Here is a 20,960-nt window from a genome sequence, read left to right as displayed (position 1 = left end):
CTAGATGGCCTTGTTAGCTTTTGACCCTTATAGCTTGAAAAAGGCTACCAAGGAATTTTAAAAAGCAAGGTATGCCGAGCATAATACCAACAAACATAGTTACAACTGCAAAGCCCTCATATTTGCTAAACAAGAAAGAAAGCGCGATGCAGAATGGAAAAGCCATTGAACCCAATAACCACCATTTTGCCATTTTTAAGTGATATTGCCTATCAGTCTCCTCTTCTTCCTGTGTGGGTCCAATTTCACTAGTAAAAGCAAAGTGACCCGGGCCACGGAAAGGAGAAATGATTAGAAATATAAATGCAACAAATGGTAAAGAAGCAAAAGTGGCTGCCCATATATTTCCTTGCATCAGAAAATGAACCGCCAAAGCCCCCCAACAAATAAATGGAAGAACAAATAAAATTATGGTTCGAAGTTTCTTCATCTCAATGAAAGCTAACGCCGCAATCAGCGGCAGACTAGTTGTTGATTGTTTTGTGCGAAAATGGCGAAGCCATGCACAAAACGAGCGACGGCTAGGCTGTCCTAGCCACGTAGTGGCTTATGCTGGATTGCCTTGTTAGCTATTTTGCTGCTTAAATTCATTAAAATCTAGTGAGTATACTGACAGAGGTTTGCCAATATGTAATAAAATTTCCCTAGCACCTGCTCCAAGGCAAAGCTCCCGATAAACTCGCTCCTCTATGCCTGTAACCCCTCCTTCTAGTTTTTCCATAGGCTGAAAAATAACTCTCGGGGAAGGCGCAATCCATTTAGTTTTGTGTAGTTCCCTAAAAGCATGCTGAATAATTTTTTCGGCAACGACAAAGTCATGTACTAACAGTCTAGGATGCTTAAACGGATTAACTACTTTGTCTATTTCAGACTTATTCAGGCGTTTAACTTTGTCACCTATTTCAATAACAATCGGAACTCCCTTGGCATTATCTTTAAGCGCCATAAGCGGCTCTTCATCGTAGACATCATTCGTTCCGACTTTAGATATTTTTATCCTATTCTCCCAAACCTGAATATATAAGTCGCTCGAGAATAGTGATTGTATATATTTAAGAATGCTCATATCTGCCTGATAGCTAACGCCGCAATCAGCGGCAGACTAGTTGTTGATTGTTTTGTGCGAAAATGGCGAAGCCATGCACAAAACGAGCGACGGCTAGGCTGTCCTAGCCACGTAGTGGCTTATGCTGGATTGCCTTGTTAGCTATTTTGCTGCTTAAATTCATTAAAATCTAGTGAGTATACTGACAGAGGTTTGCCAATATGTAATAAAATTTCCCTAGCACCTGCTCCAAGGCAAAGCTCCCGATAAACTCGCTCCTCTATGCCTGTAACCCCTCCTTCTAGTTTTTCCATAGGCTGAAAAATAACTCTCGGGGAAGGCGCAATCCATTTAGTTTTGTGTAGTTCCCTAAAAGCATGCTGAATAATTTTTTCGGCAACGACAAAGTCATGTACTAACAGTCTAGGATGCTTAAACGGATTAACTACTTTGTCTATTTCAGACTTATTCAGGCGTTTAACTTTGTCACCTATTTCAATAACAATCGGAACTCCCTTGGCATTATCTTTAAGCGCCATAAGCGGCTCTTCATCGTAGACATCATTCGTTCCGACTTTAGATATTTTTATCCTATTCTCCCAAACCTGAATATATAAGTCGCTCGAGAATAGTGATTGTATATATTTAAGAATGCTCATATCTGCCTGATAGCTAACGCCTCAAACACCGGCTTGGTGAAGTTGGCGACTTTTTTGGAACAAAAAAGGTGACAGCTTTACCGAGTCCGAGTGCTTTGACTTGTTACGTGTTTTTACGGACAACTGTTTGATTAACAATTCTCCAGTTTATTTTTTGCTTCCATGCAAGCTGCTTATCCGAAATTTTACGTTTACGGCGAGTTTGCATTAAAAACTGGTATTCTTTTTCGTAAATATAGCCAAGCTGGTAAGCATGAAGAATTAGATCTTCATTCGCGTTGGCAGAGTTATCTTTGGCTATTCGTTTTAGGCCATCAAAGAGATTACCAGTCGATATACCAATGAATTGGTTCACACAGACGTTGCCAACATAGGTTTTATTAGAATTGAACTGATTCTGGATATAACACAACTCTTTAATTCGTTGACCACACGGACAATGATCCCAATCTTCTTGAATCTCAACCCCAACAAGCTTCCATTCATTCTTCGCAGCATGAAAATCATTTGAATTTGAAAGCGGTAATATATGATCTTTCAACCTCTCAAAATTATGTTCCATTGCTACTCCTTTGCACGATTTGACACGTAACGCCGCAAACAGCGGCAGACTTGTTGTTGATTTTTTTGTGCGAAAATGGCGAAGCCATGCATAAAAAAATCGACGGCAAGGCTGTCCAAGGAGCGCAGCGACTGATGCTGGTTTGCTTTGTTATGTGATACTCGCATAGCAGCTATATTTTCCCCTCAATTACCGTTCTATATGATTTTTCTTCTATTAGTTGCCACTCCACCTCGTAGCTACCGGCCCCAGCTGAAAAATGTCCTCTCAATTTATATATTTTCCCAAATTTTTGTAATTTAAACTGGGGCGGGTTGCCCTCCCACCAAGGCTCGTACATTCCCCGAACATCTAGCTTGAAACGTACATCGTTAATAGTAACTATCGCGCTCACCAATTTATAATTGGGTATATTCGCGTCAGTTCCAAAAAGCAGCCAACCATCGATTAGATTTATCGCTCTCTTTGAATCATCCCAATATACAATATTTTTTCCCGCGGCTTCGAATTTTTCTTTTTCTAGCTCAATATTCACGTGATCATCGAGCTTGATAGTTATCTTATTCTCTGAGCTAAATGCTAGGACTGGAAAAAGTAAAATAATAATAAGAAAATATTTATTCAAACGGTACCGTCCTTATTTGTGGGCACATAACGCCGCTATAAGCAGCCGTAATGGAGGTGATTGTTTTGCGCTAGCGTAGCGGCCAGCGAAAAATCAAGCACCGGAATGGAGGTCTGCTTGATAGCTTGGTTATGGTTTTACCTCAACAAATGAACCGTTATCCAATTTATACCTACGAGTACTAGAAACACTTGGGCAGCACATTGGGTCTGAGTTCGAGTAGGACAAACCTTTAATTGCAACAACGCCACCTTCTATTCGAATTGTCTCGGCTAGAAATACACCTTTACCACCGACGATTACCTTCTCGTATTTCTTACCATCGATTATACCCACCATAGAACGAAAAAAATGATTTCCGCAGCTGCCAGGCGGAGATTTTTCCTGCTTATAGCAAGGCCCTTCTATAGTGTACAAAACAATTTCTACATCCTCAGCCAATAGGACTTGTCGAGCATGACAGTATTCACCGCCTCTAATGCTATCAACATGCTCAGCAATTAGCTCACTCACTTGAACTGATACTTTAGGGCACTCCGCATGAGACGATACCGATAAAAATAAACCAATAAATAATATTATTCTTTTCATACTCGCTAAACCATAACGCTCACAGCACGGGCAGCCGTAATGTAGCGCCTTTTGTGTGAAAATGAGCACAGCGAATACACAAAAGGCGCGGAGTGTAGGCTGTCCAAGCCAGCGTGTTTTTGCTGGCTGATCGTGACTGTGCTTGTTAAGTGGTTAGCCGTAAAACTGGATCGGACCAAAAAATAGAAAAAGTAGTGAAATTCCCAAACCCGCAACAGCACCACCATACGCACCAGCCATACGTGGCTTATCTTTATTAAATGCCACCCCAATTGCGAAAGACATAGTTACAAAAACAACCAATATAGCAGCCAACCAATCATGTAGGGCGACACCCGTAGAAAACATAACTAATAACAAAACAATAAATGACAGCCAAAATTCTTTCTTAGATTGAGATATTCTCATAAGACACTTAACGCCTATAGCACCTGCACAAATTGTGGAGTGCTGTTTTGTGTAAAATAAGCGAAGCGTTTACACAAATAAGGCGCTTCACAATTTGTGTCAGGTGGCTATTTTTGTTATGGATGGGTGGCACTTATTTCCTATAGCGCTCTTTGTGGAGCGAACGCGGAACTTTAGCCTATTAAAAACCCAACCAGTTTAAACTACTATTATTTTAGCTCGTACCTTCTTGATAAAGCCTTGAAGATGCGAGCCACCCACTTTTGTTTCGCAGTGAAATCTTAAACGGTGAACCAAGGAACGAATGGTTTTGCTCTCACCTTATTCCAATGCTTTCTATTGTAACCACTTCGCGACTTTCTTGTGCCGAGTGAAACCATTTGTTCTTTCTCGACGATGGCACTTACTAAACTGAGAACTCTCAAATTTTGACGAACTCTAGAACGATTTAAAAATTATTTAAACCCGCCATAACGCCTTGCTCTGCTGCATTTTTGGAGTGGATGATTTTGTGCTATTAAGCACAAAAGAAGTAACGGAAAAAATGTCAGCAGGAGCAACTTGTTAGAGTTTTTGTACATTTTTAGAACTTAATATGATTTTTGTATAATGATGGCCCGTATGGCCATGAAAAGCATTACCGTTTACCCGATATTTGCCACCCACCTCAACTTCAACGCCTTCTGGAACCACAAGTTGAACCTTTCCAATTTTTACTTCTTCATCTGAAAGTTCACCATCCGGTGAAAAACATTCGGGTTCTACTAGCTCCAAGGCACTATAGTGCGCGATCATTTCTTGAGTTTTATATACAGCAGGTACTACTGTACCGATAATCTCCACCTCACTTCCATCGGTTGGAAAACAGGCTAAAACCAAGCTTGGAAATATTAAAATTATTAACGCGATAAATTTCATAATGAAACTCTAACGCTTTTGTCACCCGCACTTTGGCCATAGCGGAGTTTTGGGGTACAGTGGCGCAGCCACCCCAAAACGCAGCGACGGACAAGGTGTCGGGTGGACAAACTTGTTAGGCACTTTTTTACATATGTAAGTGGTAAGAACCATAGTAGTTTGCCAAAGCTTCTATAATTGCATTAAGTTTACTAAAATTCTCATTATATGGAGCTAGAAATTCGATTTCTCCGCCAGGGTTCCATTTGTTTAAAACAAACATTCCATATGGGGTATTTATTTTAAGCTCCCATTTTGCGCCGTCACGAACACCTAAAACCACAATTTCATAGTCATTTTGAGCTTTTTTGACAGCCTTCTCTAGCTCAACTTCATAATCGAAAGGTTTAAAATCTAGATCCTCAATTTTAGCAATGTAATCACGTGCGCTTGAGCCGTGATCAAAAACCTCTACAAGCTTTCCGTCTATATATCTGTATCCATTCAGAAATGGGCCAATTGTATTTACATTTCTTGGTTGCTCAATATAGAAAGCGAATCCAGTCTTGCCCTTTATTGGTCCGGAAAAAGCCCCTTCAACCATCATCATTGAGATAAATAATTCGCCTTCAGGTTATTCTTGCTCGATCTTGCTCAAGCAACTACAGCCAGATAAAGCGAGTACGAAAATTATTAAGGAGATCTTCATTAGCTTCGCCTAACGTCGCCAGCAAGGGCTGGAGTGAAGGCGCGAAGCGCCGTAACGGAAGTCCAAGCCACGCAGTGGCTGAGCTTGGCTGGATTTGTTATATTTAACTCTTAAAATATTGCTAACTATGACTTCCATTTTTCATTCTTGATTTGACCACATTTATTGCACTTTAATTTGACTAATTTATCATGTGGGAACCCCAGCGAAATCCCAATTGTAGTCGTCTTTGTAATATTCTTACCTAGCGGATCTTTTACGCCAACAACTTTCATCTTCCCGCCACACTTCTCACATGGCTTATTACGCCTAAAATATTCGAAGGCACCTCCTACAAGGAAGAACACCAAACCAAATATAATAAATTTTATGTCTTCCAAGTATTCGCCACTCCCGAAATATAACGCCGCTGTATGGGGCATTTTTTGTGTAGTGTAGTTTTGGGGTATAGTGGCGAAGCCACCCCAAAACGGAACGTAGCAAAAAATGTCCCTATGACAGCCTTGTTAAATTTTTTACCCAATAACAGTGGGCGGCAAGTAAATAGTAAATTCATTAATGGGTTCTATTAAGACGCTATAAGGTGAATTTTGCTCCGATTTTTTTACAATTTCGAGATCAGATAAAAGCTTAAAACTAGCCGATACAAGCTTGGCTGGAGTAACCTCTAGCTCCTTGTGCCAGACTCGATAAGTACCGAGCTTACTATCTCTTCGATAATAAAATCCAGCCAAAGGATGAGTTAAGTAAACCAAGGCTGACTCAACGTCGGGGAAGCCAGGAAAATCAAATTTGTCATATTTTGATTGAACCAATTCAACCGAAGCTGCCGCCCAGTCAGATACCGTTTCCATACGGTACTTTTCGTAAAAACCACTAGTTTCATCTAAGACACACTCGAAACTGACTTTGCCGGAATGCCAAGGAAGGTTCCATAGATATCTGGGCACCGCGAGCGTCCACGAGTCCAGCGTCGTACCCAAAAACCATACGCAGCGCTCACCCGTTTCTTTATCGATAATGTAAATACGATAATTGGTTTGCCCCATTGTAAATTTTGGGAATGGGAACACTGCTGATGTGAAATCTACATCAATAAACGGAACAACGGATAAAAGCCCCATTTTCTGGCCATTTACTTCAACTGTATCTAGTTGAAACCGCTCGGGAAATATACCTTGAAATCTCTCCGCCGGAACTGCGTAAGTGATAATTGCAAAATGCTTCAAACCACATAGTACATCTATCCCGCGTGGTTTAGGTCTCCCTATCAAATAATCTTCTAGCTTCCGTGATTCTTGCACGATGCTTCCTTGAAATTTAACGCCGCCAGCAACTGCCGGAGTGAATTGGCTGCTTTTTTGCGTTTTTTTGCAAAAAAGAAGACGGTTTACGGAGGTCAGATTGACTGGCCTTGTTATGGCTGCCGAATTCGTTTACTACAAGCATGTTCCTGCACTTGTAACTGAATAGTTTGATATTAAATCATTAGAATCCACGTCGATTGAAAGCAATATATGCCATTTTGAGCATACTAGGCCATCACCTTCTATAACTTCAAGAATGACGCCACCCTTGTTCGGAAAGGAATTCAAGGGGATATCATTTGTTTTCTGCCATTCAAATAGCTCTGATCGAGTTTTTCCAACGGGCTTAAACTCACTAATTTTTTGCAGCCAAAACTCCTGCCTTTCTTCTACTGCCCCACTTGAGGAACAAGAGATTAAGCTCACAATGACAGAGAGTAATAATGTGACTTTAACGAAAGCTCTCATTTTCTACCTGTAGCCATAACGCCGCTATAAAAGGCGCGCGTTAGCGCGTCCAGTGGAGGCCGTTTTTTTTGGCCGGAACGATTTTTGATAGCTTTGTTAGGCATGATTTACTTCGCAAAACCTTTCTCCACCATAAGCTTTTTGCTTTTTGTCGTGAGGTAATAATAGTAAACCCCGACATCATCGTTATAATCTTTCTTTAGATAATCACTTTGCTCCAAATCCTCAAGGAGATATTCTGTTTTTACTTTATCAAAATTTGATATTTCTATTATACTGCTCTCAAGCATTGTTCCACCCTCGGTAGTAATCAGCCTAATGATTTGCTCTTGCTCCTTAGGCAAAGAAGATGCCTTGGTTCTTTGGCTTTCGTTCAGAGATATACTAAGCTCATCTCTATCCTGTCTAAGCTGTTCTATTTCAGTCTGCAGTTTTTCTCTTATGCCTTCATCTTCAATCTCACCGAGTTCAGCATCACGCTTAGCTCTTTCAATAAGCTCAACTTCAGCGCTCCTTAGAAGTTCACTTCGAGTTTTTTCCAGATCCTGCTTTTTAGTAAGAAATTTGTGCTCTGATTCAGCGTGTAAAGAATTTTTTAGCTCAGCAGGCTTTGTACTCAGCCGCATGAAAAGATAGCTAAGCCACGGATAAGCTATTGCATATACAGAAGCTACCAAAAAAGGGTATATGAGCAAAGAATAAAGGTTAGTACCATTGTGGAAATATTCGATTCTCTTAGAGACAGAGCCAATATCCACAACAAGATAAAACATCTCCTCCCAATTAAATGCGATTAACGAAAACAGAAAGTACCCAAAAAGGGGGCTCTTTATTCTAGAATCTATTTCATCGATAATATCTTTCATGTTTTTGTGTGCCTAACGCCCCGCTTAGAGGCAGTTTTGGAGCTGATTGATTTATGGCAGTCTTTTCGCCATAAATTTAAGCGGCGGAAAAACTGTCCTTCTACAGCGGCTTGTTAGGATTGCACTGTTAACCATCACCAAGGCACTTAATAACACCCTCAGTTAAGGGGTGAAATACTTGCACTGGGTAATAACTACTGTGACCACCATTTTCTTTTGAAACGATATCATATCCACTTGGGCATAATTCTGCGGCTCGTTTTTCCCAATATAGCTCGACTGTTTCTGGAGAAGTAGTACCGTTTCCCTGATACGAAACTTCAATAGACCCATCATCTAACTGCTTATCTTTATAGCCACCTGAGAAACCATATTTACCATATGCAGTTGCGCATCCAGACAAACATAAAACAAAAATTGTGAAATATAAGTTTTTCATAAATCCCCTAGATTGATTGATAGAAATATCCTAACGCTAAGTGCAGCTGCATTTTGGTTGGTGTGAAGTTTTGTGTAACATGGCGTAGCCATACACAAAACGAAGCGCCGACCAAAATGTCAGCTGGCACGCCTTGTTATGGCTGGCAGGCAATTTCAATACTCTTAATTTTATCTTTACCACCAATACGATACCAACAACTGAATTCACCAGGTTTATAGAATTCCAAATATTCTTTTCCCTGCATAATTTTAGGGTAAGCTTTACCCCACACCTCACTAGCTGATCCCATCCTAACGCCAACGCATATATTGTTGTTGGCACACACACCTTCTTTTTCTGAGTATGCACCAATCAAACTTTCGCCTGAAAAATAAAAATCTATATCTATGTATTTGAATATGTCAGTTATCAAATCTGCCTGCTCGATTCTTTCGATAGGCTCCCCTTTTTTATCGAGAATCTGATCTTTACTCATCGAAAGAGTAAAATCGCCCAATCGAAGCTCTTCCGAATAAGAGCCATGAGAAAAAAAAGCGACGATTATAAATAGTAAATTCTTCATACTAGAGCCATAACGCCGCAGTAAATTGCGGCTATGTAGTTGATTGTTTTTGTGGCAGCGTAGCGGCCGCCACCAAAACAAGCGACGGAATAGCCGTCAATTTGACTGCCTTGTTAGCTCTGGACTGCGATGAAGAAAAACACAGCCATAAAGCAAATAAACCAGACAGCACTACCTTGATACCCGCGATACAAAACGGACTGATAGGGACGTTTGGGATTGACGTAGATGGTTACATCACTTCCCTTGACGATACCCGACAGCATTGTAGTTGCGTTGCCATACTTACTAGACCAAAGACCACCATACTTAATCTTACTACCTCTATAAGAAGAGCCCATGTATGAGTAATGATATTTGATACTAGGCTTACTCTCCTCGACTCCATCATCTATCCGTGTATCGATACGAACGTCTGTGACCTTTGCTGTATGTGCTCGCCAACTATCGGAGGCTCTCCCTTTTAAAACCTGATAAATCTCATACAGGAATATTAAAAGCGCTAAACACCAAAAAATAATCTTCCCATATATTCCGAGTTCTATTTCCATACTTTAGAGCTAACGCTCACAGCACGGGCAGCCGTAATGTAGCGCCTTTTGTGTGAAAATGAGCACAGCGAATACACAAAAGGCGCGGAGTGTAGGCTGTCCAAGCCAGCGTGTTTTTGCTGGCTGATCGTGACTGTGCTTGTTAAGTGGTTAGCCGTAAAACTGGATCGGACCAAAAAATAGAAAAAGTAGTGAAATTCCCAAACCCGCAACAGCACCACCATACGCACCAGCCATACGTGGCTTATCTTTATTAAATGCCACCCCAATTGCGAAAGACATAGTTACAAAAACAACCAATATAGCAGCCAACCAATCATGTAGGGCGACACCCGTAGAAAACATAACTAATAACAAAACAATAAATGACAGCCAAAATTCTTTCTTAGATTGAGATATTCTCATAAGACACTTAACGCCTTGGTAAATTGCCCCCGTTGCGTAACGGAGTTTTGCGGTAGAGTGGCGAAGCCACCGCAAAACGAAGCGAAGTAATGGGGGTCAATTTGACCGATTTGTTATGCAACTACCAGTACTCTCTAACCAAACTAATTTTTCGCCCACTAAACCCGAAAAGGGCCAAAAGATTCTGGTCGCCTTTGGGAGTCCAATCGCCTGTTTCGGAGATCTCTCCGTAGCTGTATTCAATTGCAATATGGTTTTTGCCAAAAATATAGTTCTTAACTGAGATCACGCTATTTTTGGACGCGCCATATGCTCCTCGGTTTTGGTTTTCGGTAAAAGCCTGTTGCCATTCCAATTTGTTGAAATTTGCCTGATATTCAATATGTTCATACCGTACATCAGAATGAAATAGATCGAATAATTTTACGATATCCTCAGATTTCGATTCTTTCTTGTAAACCTCGCCTAAAAGCGAAAAATAATTCTCTACGAGATGCTTTTTACAAGATTTATCGCACTCTGAAGCCATAGCAAAGTTCGTGATCGTCAAAGCCGTAAGTAACGAAATTATTTTAAGCTTTGCATTCAAAATGTAATCCTCATATTCGCATAACGCCAAGTGCAGCTGCATTTTGGTTGGTGTGTAGTTTTGTGTAAAATGGCGTAGCCATACACAAAACGAAGCGCCGACCAAAATGTCAGCTGGCACGCCTTGTTAGCTGTATTTATGGGTGATACTCCAGTGTTGATAGATACTTACAAAATTCATTGATCTTTTCACCCTTACCGTATTGGTAGAATTCCACAAGTGCTCGCTTCCTAAGCGTATAGGCATTAATCGCTGAAGTATGGTAACGGAAGTTTCCTGACAACTCAGATGAATTAGTGAAATCACCATAAACCTTTAATTGTCTAGGCAAGTCATTTTCTAGATACTCAAATGCTGCTTGGTATTTTTTATATGAGATATCATTAATTTCGTCATACTTAAGCTCATAAATATGCTTCTCGTACTCATAATCATCTTCGGAGAGTTCAGGCTTTTCCGAGTGTGCAGGGAATGGCTCCTGCTTTGGGCAAACCCGTAAATCTTCAGCTAAAGACGAGCATGAAAATAACAATACAAATAATATAGCGATACTCTTCATTTCTATGCCTTACAGCTAACGCCTCATTTCTATGCCTTACAGCTAACGTTAAGCTAACCAGTTGCGGGAAGTGGCGCTGCTTTTGCGCTTTTTAGCAAAAGGAGTGACGCTTTTTGCAATCTGGTTTAGCGCCTTGTTAGAAGCTATTACTTTATGGAAATAGCCTCTGTTTTGCCGGATACTCTTGGCCAAATGGTAAGCTTATTCATAATATTGTAGTAGTCCCCAACATAATATTGCGCAGGAATATCCAAAACACCGACATAATCTTTGGAGGCAACAAAAAATATAAATATTTCATTAGCCGTTGGACGTTGTTTTTCTAGAATAACACGAATAAGATCGGCCGCTTCTGCTTTGGTGATTCCTTTCAGTTCTTTACATTCGACATATATGGTACTCGACATTCCCATAGCGTCAGTTGTCATTTTTCCAATAGGAGTATCACAACCATTCCAAGCCTCAGCTGAGACGGATAAAAACAAAATAGTTAGCAGCTGGATTCTATTCATTAGTGCCTTCTAACGCCAACATTTGCCGTATTTTGGTTAACGCTGCTTTTCAAGCGTTGGCCAAAATATCGGCAAGATGTTTTTGTTATAACTTTTCCAAACTAATAAAGATAAAGCTCTGGCCTGAAATAGCAGGAGGCTTATCTTCTTGAATTAAATTTAAGCCAACTTTCTTGGCCAATGAGTTAAATATTTTATATGACTCTAGATCAAATGCATATGCTCCACCCATTTCCATACCGTCAACTATTTGATGGAACAATGTCTTACGTTTTTGATACTCTTTTGATTCGCTGGACGATGCCTTTAAATATTTATTCATAAAGGATTGTGTTCCAGCCACTATGCAGGCTCCATGTTCGCAGTACATCTGTTGTGATGAATGAATTGCAACATATCCTACAAATATTTCCTCGGCGGTTGACATAGATTACTCTGATGTTGAGTGGTTATAACGCCGCTAGAACCTGCATTGCATGTAGAGTGTAGTTTTGGGGTAAAGTGGCGAAGCCACCCCAAAACGGAGCGTAGCATGCAATGTCAGGTTGCTGGCCTGGTTATGTGTTTCTACTTTATTGAATTTAGTACTGACAAAACCGATTCGCTTGTTGAAATAACCACTTCTTTTTTCGCGGTGAAATGGCCGTATACCCATTTTATGCTACCGTTTGACTCTAGATATGCAACCGCTTCAGAATCAAAGCTGTAGAATACCGATATATATGCGCTAAAGTCAGCTTTACATTGGTAGATTAACCTAACATAGCCCTTCTTTAGCTCCAAATCTCCTTTCTCACTCTCAATAGCACCCTTCCAGCCAAGGGGGCGATCGGGGCATTCTTTATATGTCTTTACATGCTCTGCAACAGAAAAAGCAGATTCAATTGCAAAGACATCAATTTCTAGTTTTCCTTTCTGTTCTTTTTCTATAGCAACTCTACAGGTAATAAAAACCACCGAGATCACTAGCAACAAAAAAATTAGGATAGTCTTTTTAATCTTGCACACCTCAGTTGCGTATTACACATAACGCTGCTAGCAGCGGCCGTAGTGGAGGCGATTGTTTTTGTGTAAGCGTAGCGACCAACACAAAAACGAACGCCGAAACGGAGGTCCTGCTGGCTAGCCTTGTTAGTAGCTATTTTCTTAGCCCCCTAAATATGGCCTTGAAAGTATTGATATTGTAGTTGCCACCGTATGCTTTTACTTTGCGATCTACGGCTGAAAACATTGAATATAAGAACAATATCAATATAACCAAGTTAAACATTATCGTTGCCGCCATAACAAAATAAAACCATAGTGGTTCGTCTTGTTTTGAGACAAGCCTTGCACTCCGTCCTATTCCGTTTAGTACTCCGGTGGTAAATCCCAGATAAAGTTGGAAACTGATATATAGCCATCCAACCCCAAGTGCCACATTCGATAGAATATTCTTCATTTCATAAAGGCTACTAACGCCTATGTAAGAGGCATTTTTGTAGTTGATTGTTTTGTGCTATTTAAGCACAAAACGAGCGACGGAAAAAATGTCCTTCTTGACATATTTGTTAGGCAATAATTTTTATTAAACAACTTATTTATCAAGAGATTTTTCCCAAAGCACCTGACTACCAGTTGCATATGGGGCATCAACAGTTGGTTTAGCCCAGTGTAAAGTAATTTTCGCCGTGCCAGTTGCTATTTTAGATAGAGTTAATTCGATTCTCTCGTCATAGCAGTTTGCCAAGATAATATAGGGATCTCGATCGGGATTGATTCGAATATGCTCTGCCCCCATAAATTCGAGATTGTCTGGAATATCTGACCGGTAGATCTCCTTCCCGTAACTGTCTTCCGGAATCTGTTCGGCTAGCTTATGTACTTCATAATAGATTTTTTCTAATTCTTCCTGTGTAAGCTGCCTTGCTCTTTCTACATCAGGGTGAGATTCTTGCGCAATACATCCGAATCCACTATGAGGATCACATGCTGGCAAGATTATCAACAAAAGAAAACAAGCTATTATTTTGTACATAAGTCAAATTTTGGGAGCCTAACGCCTTTAGCAGCGGCCGCAGTGTAGGCGCGAAGCGCCGAAACGGAGGTCCAGCCCCGAAGGGGCGATGCTGGCTAAACTTGTTATGTGCTTACTTAGACCAAAATACTTTATCAAGTTTGCAGCCCTCTTTTGATATGAATGCCCTTGGATATTCTCTTGGGTTTTCTTTATATACATGCTCTTTCCTAAGAACCATCCACTTCTTGTCTAATTCAACGGCCTCATACTCTTCTCGAGTAATTTTATACTCTGGATACTTGGCTTCAATAGCCTTAGCACCCGTATAAAAAACCACTTCATTATTGCATAGGCAAGCTATCGCCGATTGAGAAAATAAAATTGATGCTAAAAATATATATCTCATACCTTGGCCACATAACGCCGCTATAAAAGGCGCGCGTTAGCGCGTCCAGTGGAGGCCGTTTTTTTGGCCGGAACGATTTTTGATAGCCTTGTTACACGTTTTTCCGCTACTTTAATTAAATCTTGCGCTTTTTCTTTTTGGAGCAACCACAATACCTCAATAATATAAATTGGAGCCGCTATAAATGCCTGCACTGACCCAGGTAGATTACCTATACCTTTTAAGGGGCCAATTGTTATTAGTAACAGATAAAGAACGATTACCAATACGAAAAATATTAAAAATGAGTAGGTTCTTACAATAGCCCACGTAACTCTGTGCTGATTTCTTGCGCTGAGTATTAAATTCTTTCTATAGCGCCACTTCAACACTCGGATTCGGCCAATGGCCTTTGATGGAATCAATGACACATGGCCTAGAAAAAACTCACCTAATCCAGCTAGTCTTTTTGATAGCATCGCAATAAGCAGGCTGCCAATAAGACTAACGATTACAGCTGGCTCTAAAAGAACTTCCATATAACCTCATACTTCCTTTTACGTGTAACGCTAAGTGCAGCTGCATTTTGGTTGGTGTGAAGTTTTGTGTAACATGGCGTAGCCATACACAAAACGAAGCGCCGACCAAAATGTCAGCTGGCACGCCTTGTTATGGCTGGCAGGCAATTTCAATACTCTTAATTTTATCTTTACCACCAATACGATACCAACAACTGAATTCACCAGGTTTATAGAATTCCAAATATTCTTTTCCCTGCATAATTTTAGGGTAAGCTTTACCCCACACCTCACTAGCTGATCCCATCCTAACGCCAACGCATATATTGTTGTTGGCACACACACCTTCTTTTTCTGAGTATGCACCAATCAAACTTTCGCCTGAAAAATAAAAATCTATATCTATGTATTTGAATATGTCAGTTATCAAATCTGCCTGCTCGATTCTTTCGATAGGCTCCCCTTTTTTATCGAGAATCTGATCTTTACTCATCGAAAGAGTAAAATCGCCCAATCGAAGCTCTTCCGAATAAGAGCCATGAGAAAAAAAAGCGACGATTATAAATAGTAAATTCTTCATACTAGAGCCATAACGCCGAGTTCAGCGGCAGTTTTTAAGTTGTGGTTTTGTGGAACACTTTTGCGCAGCAAAACCACAAAACCGCGACTTAAAAACTGTCCAGCGCAGGCACGAAGTGCCGGAGCGGTGCTGCAACGACTTGTTAGGTATTGGCCAGCTGATGAGCCATTTGTAATTCATCAATGAAGTGCCCACTTATATTAACGCCACCAATTTCACGAGCAAACTCTTTAAAATTTAAAGATGAGTAAAGTCCTATTGCCCGCTCATTAGAAGCAAGTACAGTTAAATACAAATACCTTAGCTCAGGCAATTTTGCTGCAATTGATAAAACTCTTTGAAGTAGAGCTTTACCAATACCTTGACCTGCAGCAGTAGGATGAACAAACATGCGAAAAATTAGTGCTTTATGAAGTAATTTATAGCGAGGGTCACGCTCAAAACTTACCACTCCAACCAAGTTATTTTCAAAGAAAGCTCCTAATGTAAAACTAAATGAATTAAATTTTGTAGGAATTATAGGATCTGGATCATCTTCAAGGGCGATGCGGAAAAACTCTGGATGTTCTGTAATTCCAGACAGCCACAGTCTTCTATAGTGTTCATTATCGTCTGGTTGAAGTTCAAGGATATTTATCATAGATACCTAACGCCGCCCACAGGGGCCGCAGTGGAGGCGAATGTTTTGCGGTAGCGTAAGCGACAACCGCAAAACAAGCGCCGAAACGGAGGTCCAGCCCGCTTGCGGGCGAGCCTGATGGGCATTGTTAGGCATTAACCTCCTACTAACTGTTTGTACCAATACAATTGATCTCCGAACCACAAGCCAAAAAGAAACTGAAAGTAAAAAATAAACACCAATGGAATGACAACAACACATACCATTGACAATATAACTATGATTAATTTCTTCTTTAGATACGAGTAATTAGAGCTCGTTCTTACCCAAATTAAATATTCGGCAATTAATTCAAACAAGGCCGAATGAGGCAGAGGATATAACTTTGGGCTTATGTACCAGCCCAAACCATAGATTAGCCACGTAAATCCGACAAAGGGAAATATGAGGCCTGACCCATAAAGAATAATCCATACAGGGTATTGGAACACAAGCTCAATTAAGTTCTTTCGGTTTTTATATGGATGTGATTCCCAGCTCATAGCTATTGATGCCTAACGCCTAAAGCAGCGGCGCCGCTTGCGGCGTCCTGCTGGCTTTACTTGTTAAATTCTTTTTTCATGTATAAAGCAATTTTTGGTTGGCCATAAATAGAAGCCTCAAGCACAGCCACTCCTTGCGGTAAACCAATAAGATATTTTCCTTCGTATTCCACGATACTCGTTGGACCCCACAAAAATATACGTGACCAAAATGCATCCCAGTACAAAATATTTAAGCTACTAAAATAGCCCTCTGAAATTGAATAGACTCCACGGTCTCCGGCAATAATCAAATTTCCATTTTCCGATAATAGCGCCGCCGCAGGAGCCTCAGGCAATAGCGTAACTCTTTTTGGGGTTTTTGGCTCAGTTACATCCTCAATTAGATACACGCTGCCGCGCGATAAACCTAGGTGACCTAACCCCTCAACCACATAAAGGCTGTTACCGTATCGAATTAGTTCGCGAACGTTTCCGTCCATAAGCTTTTTATAGACCCCGTCGATGGTCGCACCCAATTCGCCACCGAACTCCCCTTTATCTTGTGAAGAGTACAATACATCGTCAATTTTTGACTCGATATTGTAACGATAACTATCTTCAATACGCAGCTTAAGCTTACCATCTTCCTTTGAAAGGATATGACGATCCCACATAACTCTATCATCACTGGATGATTTTAGGTCATTTGCTTTTAGAGCCAATATTTTTTCAATCGGGTATTTGGAAAGCCCCCAGCCACTCAGCGTTTCATCGATACTCTGTGCAACTGTAAGCTGAGATACGAACAAAGTTAATAATAAAAAGTATTTCATAGCTGCCTTAGAATTTAACAGTTTATTCAACGTCGTTAAGACGCATTTCCACAACATTTATACTTATATACCTAAATCTAGGCATAGAGCAATAGTATTTATACAGCGTGGATATATGTCAGTACGACGCGAAAGTTCGTAAATTGAGAGTGATTTTCGACTCCATAACAGGCTTTTATTATACATCGCTCTCATATAGGTATTTTTGTGATAAATATCACAGGCGCTATCTTTATTCTAAGCAGGGGCGCACTCGAAATATTGTGACATCAACTCCGCTCCTCCCAAGACAAATTCTAAAGCCTTTTAGCCAAAGCCTTCCGCATTGAATTAGAGTTTCGGCAACGTTCAATACCCGAGCGAGACAACCTCCATACTTACATTGCACCCAAAATGGTATTTTTAGCCTCATCTTAGGATACTGTAAATTACTTGACGAATTAGCAACAGTCTCTAATTAGCTACGTTGACTGATGAGTACCGCAGGCAGAGGTTGAAGACCGTATTTTACTCTTGGCTAAAATATTTTGGATTAATATCAGAGCCTATGTCGTATTTTGTACTCACCGCCATCGAATATTGAAGACTTAAACCGCAGAGTCTCACACGTTAAACGATCTAAACGTCGCTTAATGCTAGGGCACACGCTGCAAGAGTACGCCGTTAAGGTAACGCTAGCCTAGTGGCACTTGAAACCAACCATTATAAGCCGTTTATTGGTATTCATTTTCTTTACGGCGTAAATCTAGCATCGACTTGTGCTTAATGACCAGAAGACGCATAACCTAAGCGGCCTCTAAGGCTAAACCATGAGGGCACACTTAACACTGCTCCTATGGATATAAAGGGGGGGGCGTGCGCTTTAAGGTGCGTCGCTGTTTTTGCTGATAACGTATAATGATGCTTCCTAATACCTTTATGTAATAAGCCGCCGAAAGAGCCTCTGGCAATAGCATTATTCTAACCCGACGGAAGCTTAGCCGGTCGCCTAACGGTTCGTGGAGATTTTTTCGAAGGGATAATGGCCTAATATCGTTGAAATTATATAGGAAGATAGCAGCCATCAAAAAAAATGATGGCTGCTCATTTTTTTCCGTTCGTTAAAGCGCGCTGCGATGCTCGACCAAACCCGGTACATCGACACGCACTTTAAAAACCGCGCCTGAATTTGGATACTGTTGCAATTCTTCTTGTAGGCGATTACCGACACTCGTGATGTAAAGTGTTTTTAAATCGTCACCACCAAAAGCCACCATCGTTGGGCATTTAGCCGGAACCGCCACTTCTTCCACAATCTCGCCAGCGGGGTTTAAACGCGCGATGCGACCGCCTTCGTACAAGGCCGTCCAATAAAAACCTTCTGCATCCACCGCTGCACCATCTGGCCGACCATTGCCAAATTCAAATTGGTGAAAAATAGTAGGCTTGCCAATTTTGCCGGTTTCAAGGGTGTAATCGCAGCGATAAATAACGTGCTTAGGGGTATCTGAAAAATAGAACGTTTTATTGTCTGGGCTAAACCCAGCACCATTGGATGTGAGCAACCCATCGGCTAGTTTAGTCGTGGTGCCGTCTGTATCCAGCGACCACAGGTTTGCACCATCGTGATCTTTTGGCGGGTAAACAGATCCCGCAATAAAACGCCCGGCGGCATCGCAACGACCATCGTTAAAACGGTTATGCTCGAGTTCGGCTTCTGGGTCTATAATTGCGTGTAGCACGGGCGACCACCCCTCTAATAGGTGAAAACCCGACTTCATGCCCACTATAAAACCTTTATCGTCTTCTCGTAGCGCGAAACAGCCGATTTCTTCATCGAAAGTAATGAATTCATCTCGCCCTGTTGCAGGGTCTAAGCGGTGTAACTGACACGCGTTAATATCAACCCAATACAGCCGCTGGGTACGCTCGTCCCAACGCGGGCACTCGCCTAGTTTGGCCTTTACTTTCAATGCAACTTCGACGTTTCTCATAAACTTGCTCTCTTTTGATTTCGGCAGGCATTTTCACGCCACAAACCGTCAACAAACCGTAGACCCCTTAACAGTAATCACGGCATAATTGTTTACCTATATAGCCCTCCAAACAACTCGAGGGCAACGCTAAAGCCGCCAGTTTAAAGGCAGAAGGTTTTAAGGGGAAGCCTCCGCTGCCCTCTGGTCTTCGAGTAGCTGGCACTAGAGCACACCTATGGCCAGAATCACACCAAGAATAGCCTTATGAGCCAAATGAAACACGAGCCTCCAATAACCCCTACAACGCGACCACTACTCAATACGCGTGCGGATGATAATGGCTTCGGTTTGCATCCATCGGCCACGAGTCAGGCCTCTCTTCTCGCTATTGTCAAAACGCAGTTCACCTATGCCCGCGCGCACGAGAGCGGCATTGTGAACGATGCTGCAACGACATTTTTACACCGTTACCGCGTATCGTTTCGAAAACTTCGCTCTCTACTCAAATCCACTAAAAAGTGTTTTTCCCCATGCGATGAGCGTTATTTTAGGCAACATTTATCTCAATTTTCGTCATCCACCAATGCGCTACGCGATCTAGATGTTTTTTTGTTAAATGAAAAAAAATACCGAAATCTAGTACCGTTGCAATATAAAGCGGGTATGGATGCGTTATTTCGAAACATTAAGGTAGAACGCACACGCGAGCATCAGAATGTGGTCGCCAGCATTCGCCACCCTGTCTATGATGTAATCTGTAACGAGATCGAAATACGTTGCTTGCAAACAACCCACACCGCAAGCAAGTATTCTGAGCGGCCAATATTACTCACCGCAAAAAAATCTTTACGCAAAAGCCACGTTCGAATCTACACTAAAGCCAATACCATGACTGACAATACCACGGATGAAGAGATTCACAAGCTGCGTATTGACTGTAAGCGCTTGCGTTATCTACTGGAATTTTTTACTGAGCTGTTTGCACGAAGTGATATAGAACCATTGATTGAAACGCTAAAATCACTGCAGACTGTTCTAGGTGATTTCAATGATTACTCGGTACAAGTGACCGCTCTTGAGGCACGCATTAACACAACAACCTGTCGAAATGAACGAGTGGCAACCCTCGCTCTTATCGAAAGCCTAACGCGTAAAAAAAATCTTGGAAAAGATAATATTATTCCGATATTAACCGCGTTCTGTTCGCCAGCGGAGCACCAGGCCTTCAACGATCTAACCCACCTATAGAGCGCTAGCATTACCGTGAACTACGAAATTGAACGAAAGTTTTTAATCGACACTCTCCCAGAAGGCATTTTTGAGGGCGTATCGTTACAGGTTATTTCGCAGGGATATTTATTCATTGAAGGGAAGAATGAATTACGGGTAAGAAAAATAGGTGACGAGCATCTACTCACTCAAAAAATGGGTAGCGGCTTGGTACGCGAAGAAACAGAAGAACCTATTAGCCAGAATATTTTTAATATTCTTTGGCCCTTCACTCAATCAAAACGCGTTGAAAAAAAAACGCTATCGCGTAATAATTAACAACCAAGCATGTGATATAGATGTTTACACCGGCGCTCTCGATGGCTTAACGGTATTAGAGGCAGAATTTCCCAATGAAGCGGCTGCGCATCAATTTTCACCGCCACCCTTTTGCATAAGAGAAATAACAACCGACCATCACTTTAAAAATTCGCAGCTAGCCACTCTAGAGAAAACGTAACGCTGTTTTAAAGCCTATTGTCTCCATAGCCGTAAGACGGTTTAAAACCCTGCTAAACCCA

30 protein-coding genes are annotated in these 20,960 nt (G+C 41.2%); 2 read left to right on the top strand and 28 right to left on the bottom strand.

Going from position 1 to position 20,960, the window contains the following annotated elements:
- Positions 1 to 13: 13 nt before the first annotated feature.
- From H5647_RS08945 to H5647_RS08810, 28 genes are all read right to left on the bottom strand, one after another.
- Positions 14 to 430, bottom strand: a complete 417-nt coding sequence (locus H5647_RS08945) for a hypothetical protein (protein ID WP_045857965.1) — start codon at positions 428 to 430, stop codon at positions 14 to 16.
- Positions 431 to 565: 135 nt separating this feature from the next.
- Positions 566 to 1,066 carry a rod shape-determining protein gene (locus H5647_RS08940; RefSeq protein ID WP_045856588.1) on the bottom strand — a complete coding sequence of 167 codons (501 nt, stop codon included), beginning with the start codon at positions 1,064 to 1,066 and terminating at the stop codon, positions 566 to 568.
- Positions 1,067 to 1,203: 137 nt separating this feature from the next.
- Entirely contained in the window at positions 1,204 to 1,704 is a 501-nt protein-coding gene (locus tag H5647_RS08935) for a rod shape-determining protein (RefSeq protein WP_045856588.1), read from the bottom strand.
- Positions 1,705 to 1,807: 103 nt separating this feature from the next.
- Positions 1,808 to 2,266 (bottom strand): hypothetical protein, encoded by a 459-nt coding sequence (locus H5647_RS08930; RefSeq protein ID WP_045857964.1) that lies wholly within the window; start codon positions 2,264 to 2,266, stop codon positions 1,808 to 1,810.
- Between the two features lie 172 nt (positions 2,267 to 2,438).
- Positions 2,439 to 2,891, bottom strand: a complete 453-nt coding sequence (locus H5647_RS08925; protein WP_045857963.1) for a hypothetical protein — start codon at positions 2,889 to 2,891, stop codon at positions 2,439 to 2,441.
- Positions 2,892 to 3,020: 129 nt separating this feature from the next.
- Complete coding sequence (locus H5647_RS08920) at positions 3,021 to 3,482, bottom strand: hypothetical protein (protein WP_045857962.1); 462 nt, start codon at positions 3,480 to 3,482, stop codon at positions 3,021 to 3,023.
- Positions 3,483 to 3,635: 153 nt separating this feature from the next.
- Complete coding sequence (locus H5647_RS08915) at positions 3,636 to 3,890, bottom strand: hypothetical protein (protein WP_045857956.1); 255 nt, start codon at positions 3,888 to 3,890, stop codon at positions 3,636 to 3,638.
- Between the two features lie 564 nt (positions 3,891 to 4,454).
- Positions 4,455 to 4,808, bottom strand: a complete 354-nt coding sequence (locus tag H5647_RS08910; protein ID WP_045857961.1) for a DUF4431 domain-containing protein — start codon at positions 4,806 to 4,808, stop codon at positions 4,455 to 4,457.
- A 127-nt stretch (positions 4,809 to 4,935) separates the two neighbouring features.
- On the bottom strand, positions 4,936 to 5,397 hold the full coding sequence (locus H5647_RS08905; protein WP_045857960.1) for a hypothetical protein: 462 nt from the start codon (positions 5,395 to 5,397) through the stop codon (positions 4,936 to 4,938).
- 614 nt (positions 5,398 to 6,011) lie between these two features.
- Complete coding sequence (locus H5647_RS08900; protein ID WP_045857958.1) at positions 6,012 to 6,800, bottom strand: DUF2071 domain-containing protein; 789 nt, start codon at positions 6,798 to 6,800, stop codon at positions 6,012 to 6,014.
- A gap of 135 nt (positions 6,801 to 6,935) precedes the next feature.
- A complete protein-coding gene (locus tag H5647_RS08895) occupies positions 6,936 to 7,271 on the bottom strand; it encodes a hypothetical protein (RefSeq protein ID WP_045856724.1) in 336 nt (111 codons plus the stop codon).
- Positions 7,272 to 7,378: 107 nt separating this feature from the next.
- Positions 7,379 to 8,137: a hypothetical protein gene (locus H5647_RS08890; protein ID WP_045857957.1), complete on the bottom strand. Its 759-nt coding sequence runs from the start codon at positions 8,135 to 8,137 to the stop codon at positions 7,379 to 7,381.
- 127 nt (positions 8,138 to 8,264) lie between these two features.
- The gene (locus H5647_RS08885) at positions 8,265 to 8,576 is read right to left on the bottom strand and encodes a CC0125/CC1285 family lipoprotein (RefSeq protein WP_045856500.1); all 312 of its coding nucleotides are present in this window, start codon (positions 8,574 to 8,576) and stop codon (positions 8,265 to 8,267) included.
- Positions 8,577 to 8,712: 136 nt separating this feature from the next.
- Positions 8,713 to 9,141, bottom strand: coding sequence for a hypothetical protein (locus H5647_RS08880; protein ID WP_045857949.1), 429 nt, complete (start codon positions 9,139 to 9,141; stop codon positions 8,713 to 8,715).
- Between the two features lie 113 nt (positions 9,142 to 9,254).
- Positions 9,255 to 9,692, bottom strand: a complete 438-nt coding sequence (locus tag H5647_RS08875; RefSeq protein ID WP_045856527.1) for a DUF3592 domain-containing protein — start codon at positions 9,690 to 9,692, stop codon at positions 9,255 to 9,257.
- A 150-nt stretch (positions 9,693 to 9,842) separates the two neighbouring features.
- Positions 9,843 to 10,097 carry a hypothetical protein gene (locus H5647_RS08870; RefSeq protein ID WP_045857956.1) on the bottom strand — a complete coding sequence of 85 codons (255 nt, stop codon included), beginning with the start codon at positions 10,095 to 10,097 and terminating at the stop codon, positions 9,843 to 9,845.
- A gap of 121 nt (positions 10,098 to 10,218) precedes the next feature.
- Entirely contained in the window at positions 10,219 to 10,686 is a 468-nt protein-coding gene (locus tag H5647_RS08865; RefSeq protein ID WP_052692032.1) for a hypothetical protein, read from the bottom strand.
- A gap of 136 nt (positions 10,687 to 10,822) precedes the next feature.
- Positions 10,823 to 11,245, bottom strand: coding sequence for a hypothetical protein (locus tag H5647_RS08860; protein ID WP_045857268.1), 423 nt, complete (start codon positions 11,243 to 11,245; stop codon positions 10,823 to 10,825).
- Between the two features lie 146 nt (positions 11,246 to 11,391).
- Positions 11,392 to 11,757, bottom strand: a complete 366-nt coding sequence (locus H5647_RS08855) for a hypothetical protein (protein ID WP_045857955.1) — start codon at positions 11,755 to 11,757, stop codon at positions 11,392 to 11,394.
- 85 nt (positions 11,758 to 11,842) lie between these two features.
- On the bottom strand, positions 11,843 to 12,184 hold the full coding sequence (locus H5647_RS08850; protein ID WP_045857954.1) for a hypothetical protein: 342 nt from the start codon (positions 12,182 to 12,184) through the stop codon (positions 11,843 to 11,845).
- A gap of 140 nt (positions 12,185 to 12,324) precedes the next feature.
- Entirely contained in the window at positions 12,325 to 12,765 is a 441-nt protein-coding gene (locus H5647_RS08845) for a hypothetical protein (protein WP_045859821.1), read from the bottom strand.
- A gap of 568 nt (positions 12,766 to 13,333) precedes the next feature.
- Complete coding sequence (locus tag H5647_RS08840) at positions 13,334 to 13,774, bottom strand: hypothetical protein (RefSeq protein ID WP_045857951.1); 441 nt, start codon at positions 13,772 to 13,774, stop codon at positions 13,334 to 13,336.
- A 112-nt stretch (positions 13,775 to 13,886) separates the two neighbouring features.
- Complete coding sequence (locus H5647_RS08835) at positions 13,887 to 14,162, bottom strand: hypothetical protein (RefSeq protein ID WP_045856557.1); 276 nt, start codon at positions 14,160 to 14,162, stop codon at positions 13,887 to 13,889.
- Between the two features lie 20 nt (positions 14,163 to 14,182).
- Entirely contained in the window at positions 14,183 to 14,680 is a 498-nt protein-coding gene (locus H5647_RS08830) for a hypothetical protein (RefSeq protein WP_045857950.1), read from the bottom strand.
- Positions 14,681 to 14,810: 130 nt separating this feature from the next.
- Positions 14,811 to 15,239, bottom strand: a complete 429-nt coding sequence (locus tag H5647_RS08825; RefSeq protein ID WP_045857949.1) for a hypothetical protein — start codon at positions 15,237 to 15,239, stop codon at positions 14,811 to 14,813.
- A 142-nt stretch (positions 15,240 to 15,381) separates the two neighbouring features.
- On the bottom strand, positions 15,382 to 15,879 hold the full coding sequence (locus tag H5647_RS08820) for a GNAT family N-acetyltransferase (protein WP_045856764.1): 498 nt from the start codon (positions 15,877 to 15,879) through the stop codon (positions 15,382 to 15,384).
- A gap of 577 nt (positions 15,880 to 16,456) precedes the next feature.
- On the bottom strand, positions 16,457 to 17,215 hold the full coding sequence (locus H5647_RS08815; protein WP_045857947.1) for a hypothetical protein: 759 nt from the start codon (positions 17,213 to 17,215) through the stop codon (positions 16,457 to 16,459).
- A gap of 1,100 nt (positions 17,216 to 18,315) precedes the next feature.
- Positions 18,316 to 19,188, bottom strand: coding sequence for an SMP-30/gluconolactonase/LRE family protein (locus H5647_RS08810; RefSeq protein ID WP_045857946.1), 873 nt, complete (start codon positions 19,186 to 19,188; stop codon positions 18,316 to 18,318).
- Between the two features lie 246 nt (positions 19,189 to 19,434).
- On the opposite strand from H5647_RS08810, the gene H5647_RS08805 reads away from it, so the two are divergent.
- Positions 19,435 to 20,418, top strand: coding sequence for a CHAD domain-containing protein (locus H5647_RS08805; protein ID WP_045857945.1), 984 nt, complete (start codon positions 19,435 to 19,437; stop codon positions 20,416 to 20,418).
- Positions 20,419 to 20,433: 15 nt separating this feature from the next.
- Positions 20,434 to 20,718 carry a CYTH domain-containing protein gene (locus tag H5647_RS08800; protein ID WP_052691958.1) on the top strand — a complete coding sequence of 95 codons (285 nt, stop codon included), beginning with the start codon at positions 20,434 to 20,436 and terminating at the stop codon, positions 20,716 to 20,718.
- The last annotated feature ends 242 nt before the right edge of the window (positions 20,719 to 20,960 follow it).

The organism is Teredinibacter purpureus (assembly GCF_014217335.1).
Lineage (GTDB): Bacteria > Pseudomonadota > Gammaproteobacteria > Pseudomonadales > Cellvibrionaceae > Teredinibacter > Teredinibacter purpureus.
The sequence above is the reverse complement of the archived record's forward strand: the minus strand, read 5'-3'. Positions and strand labels throughout refer to the sequence as shown.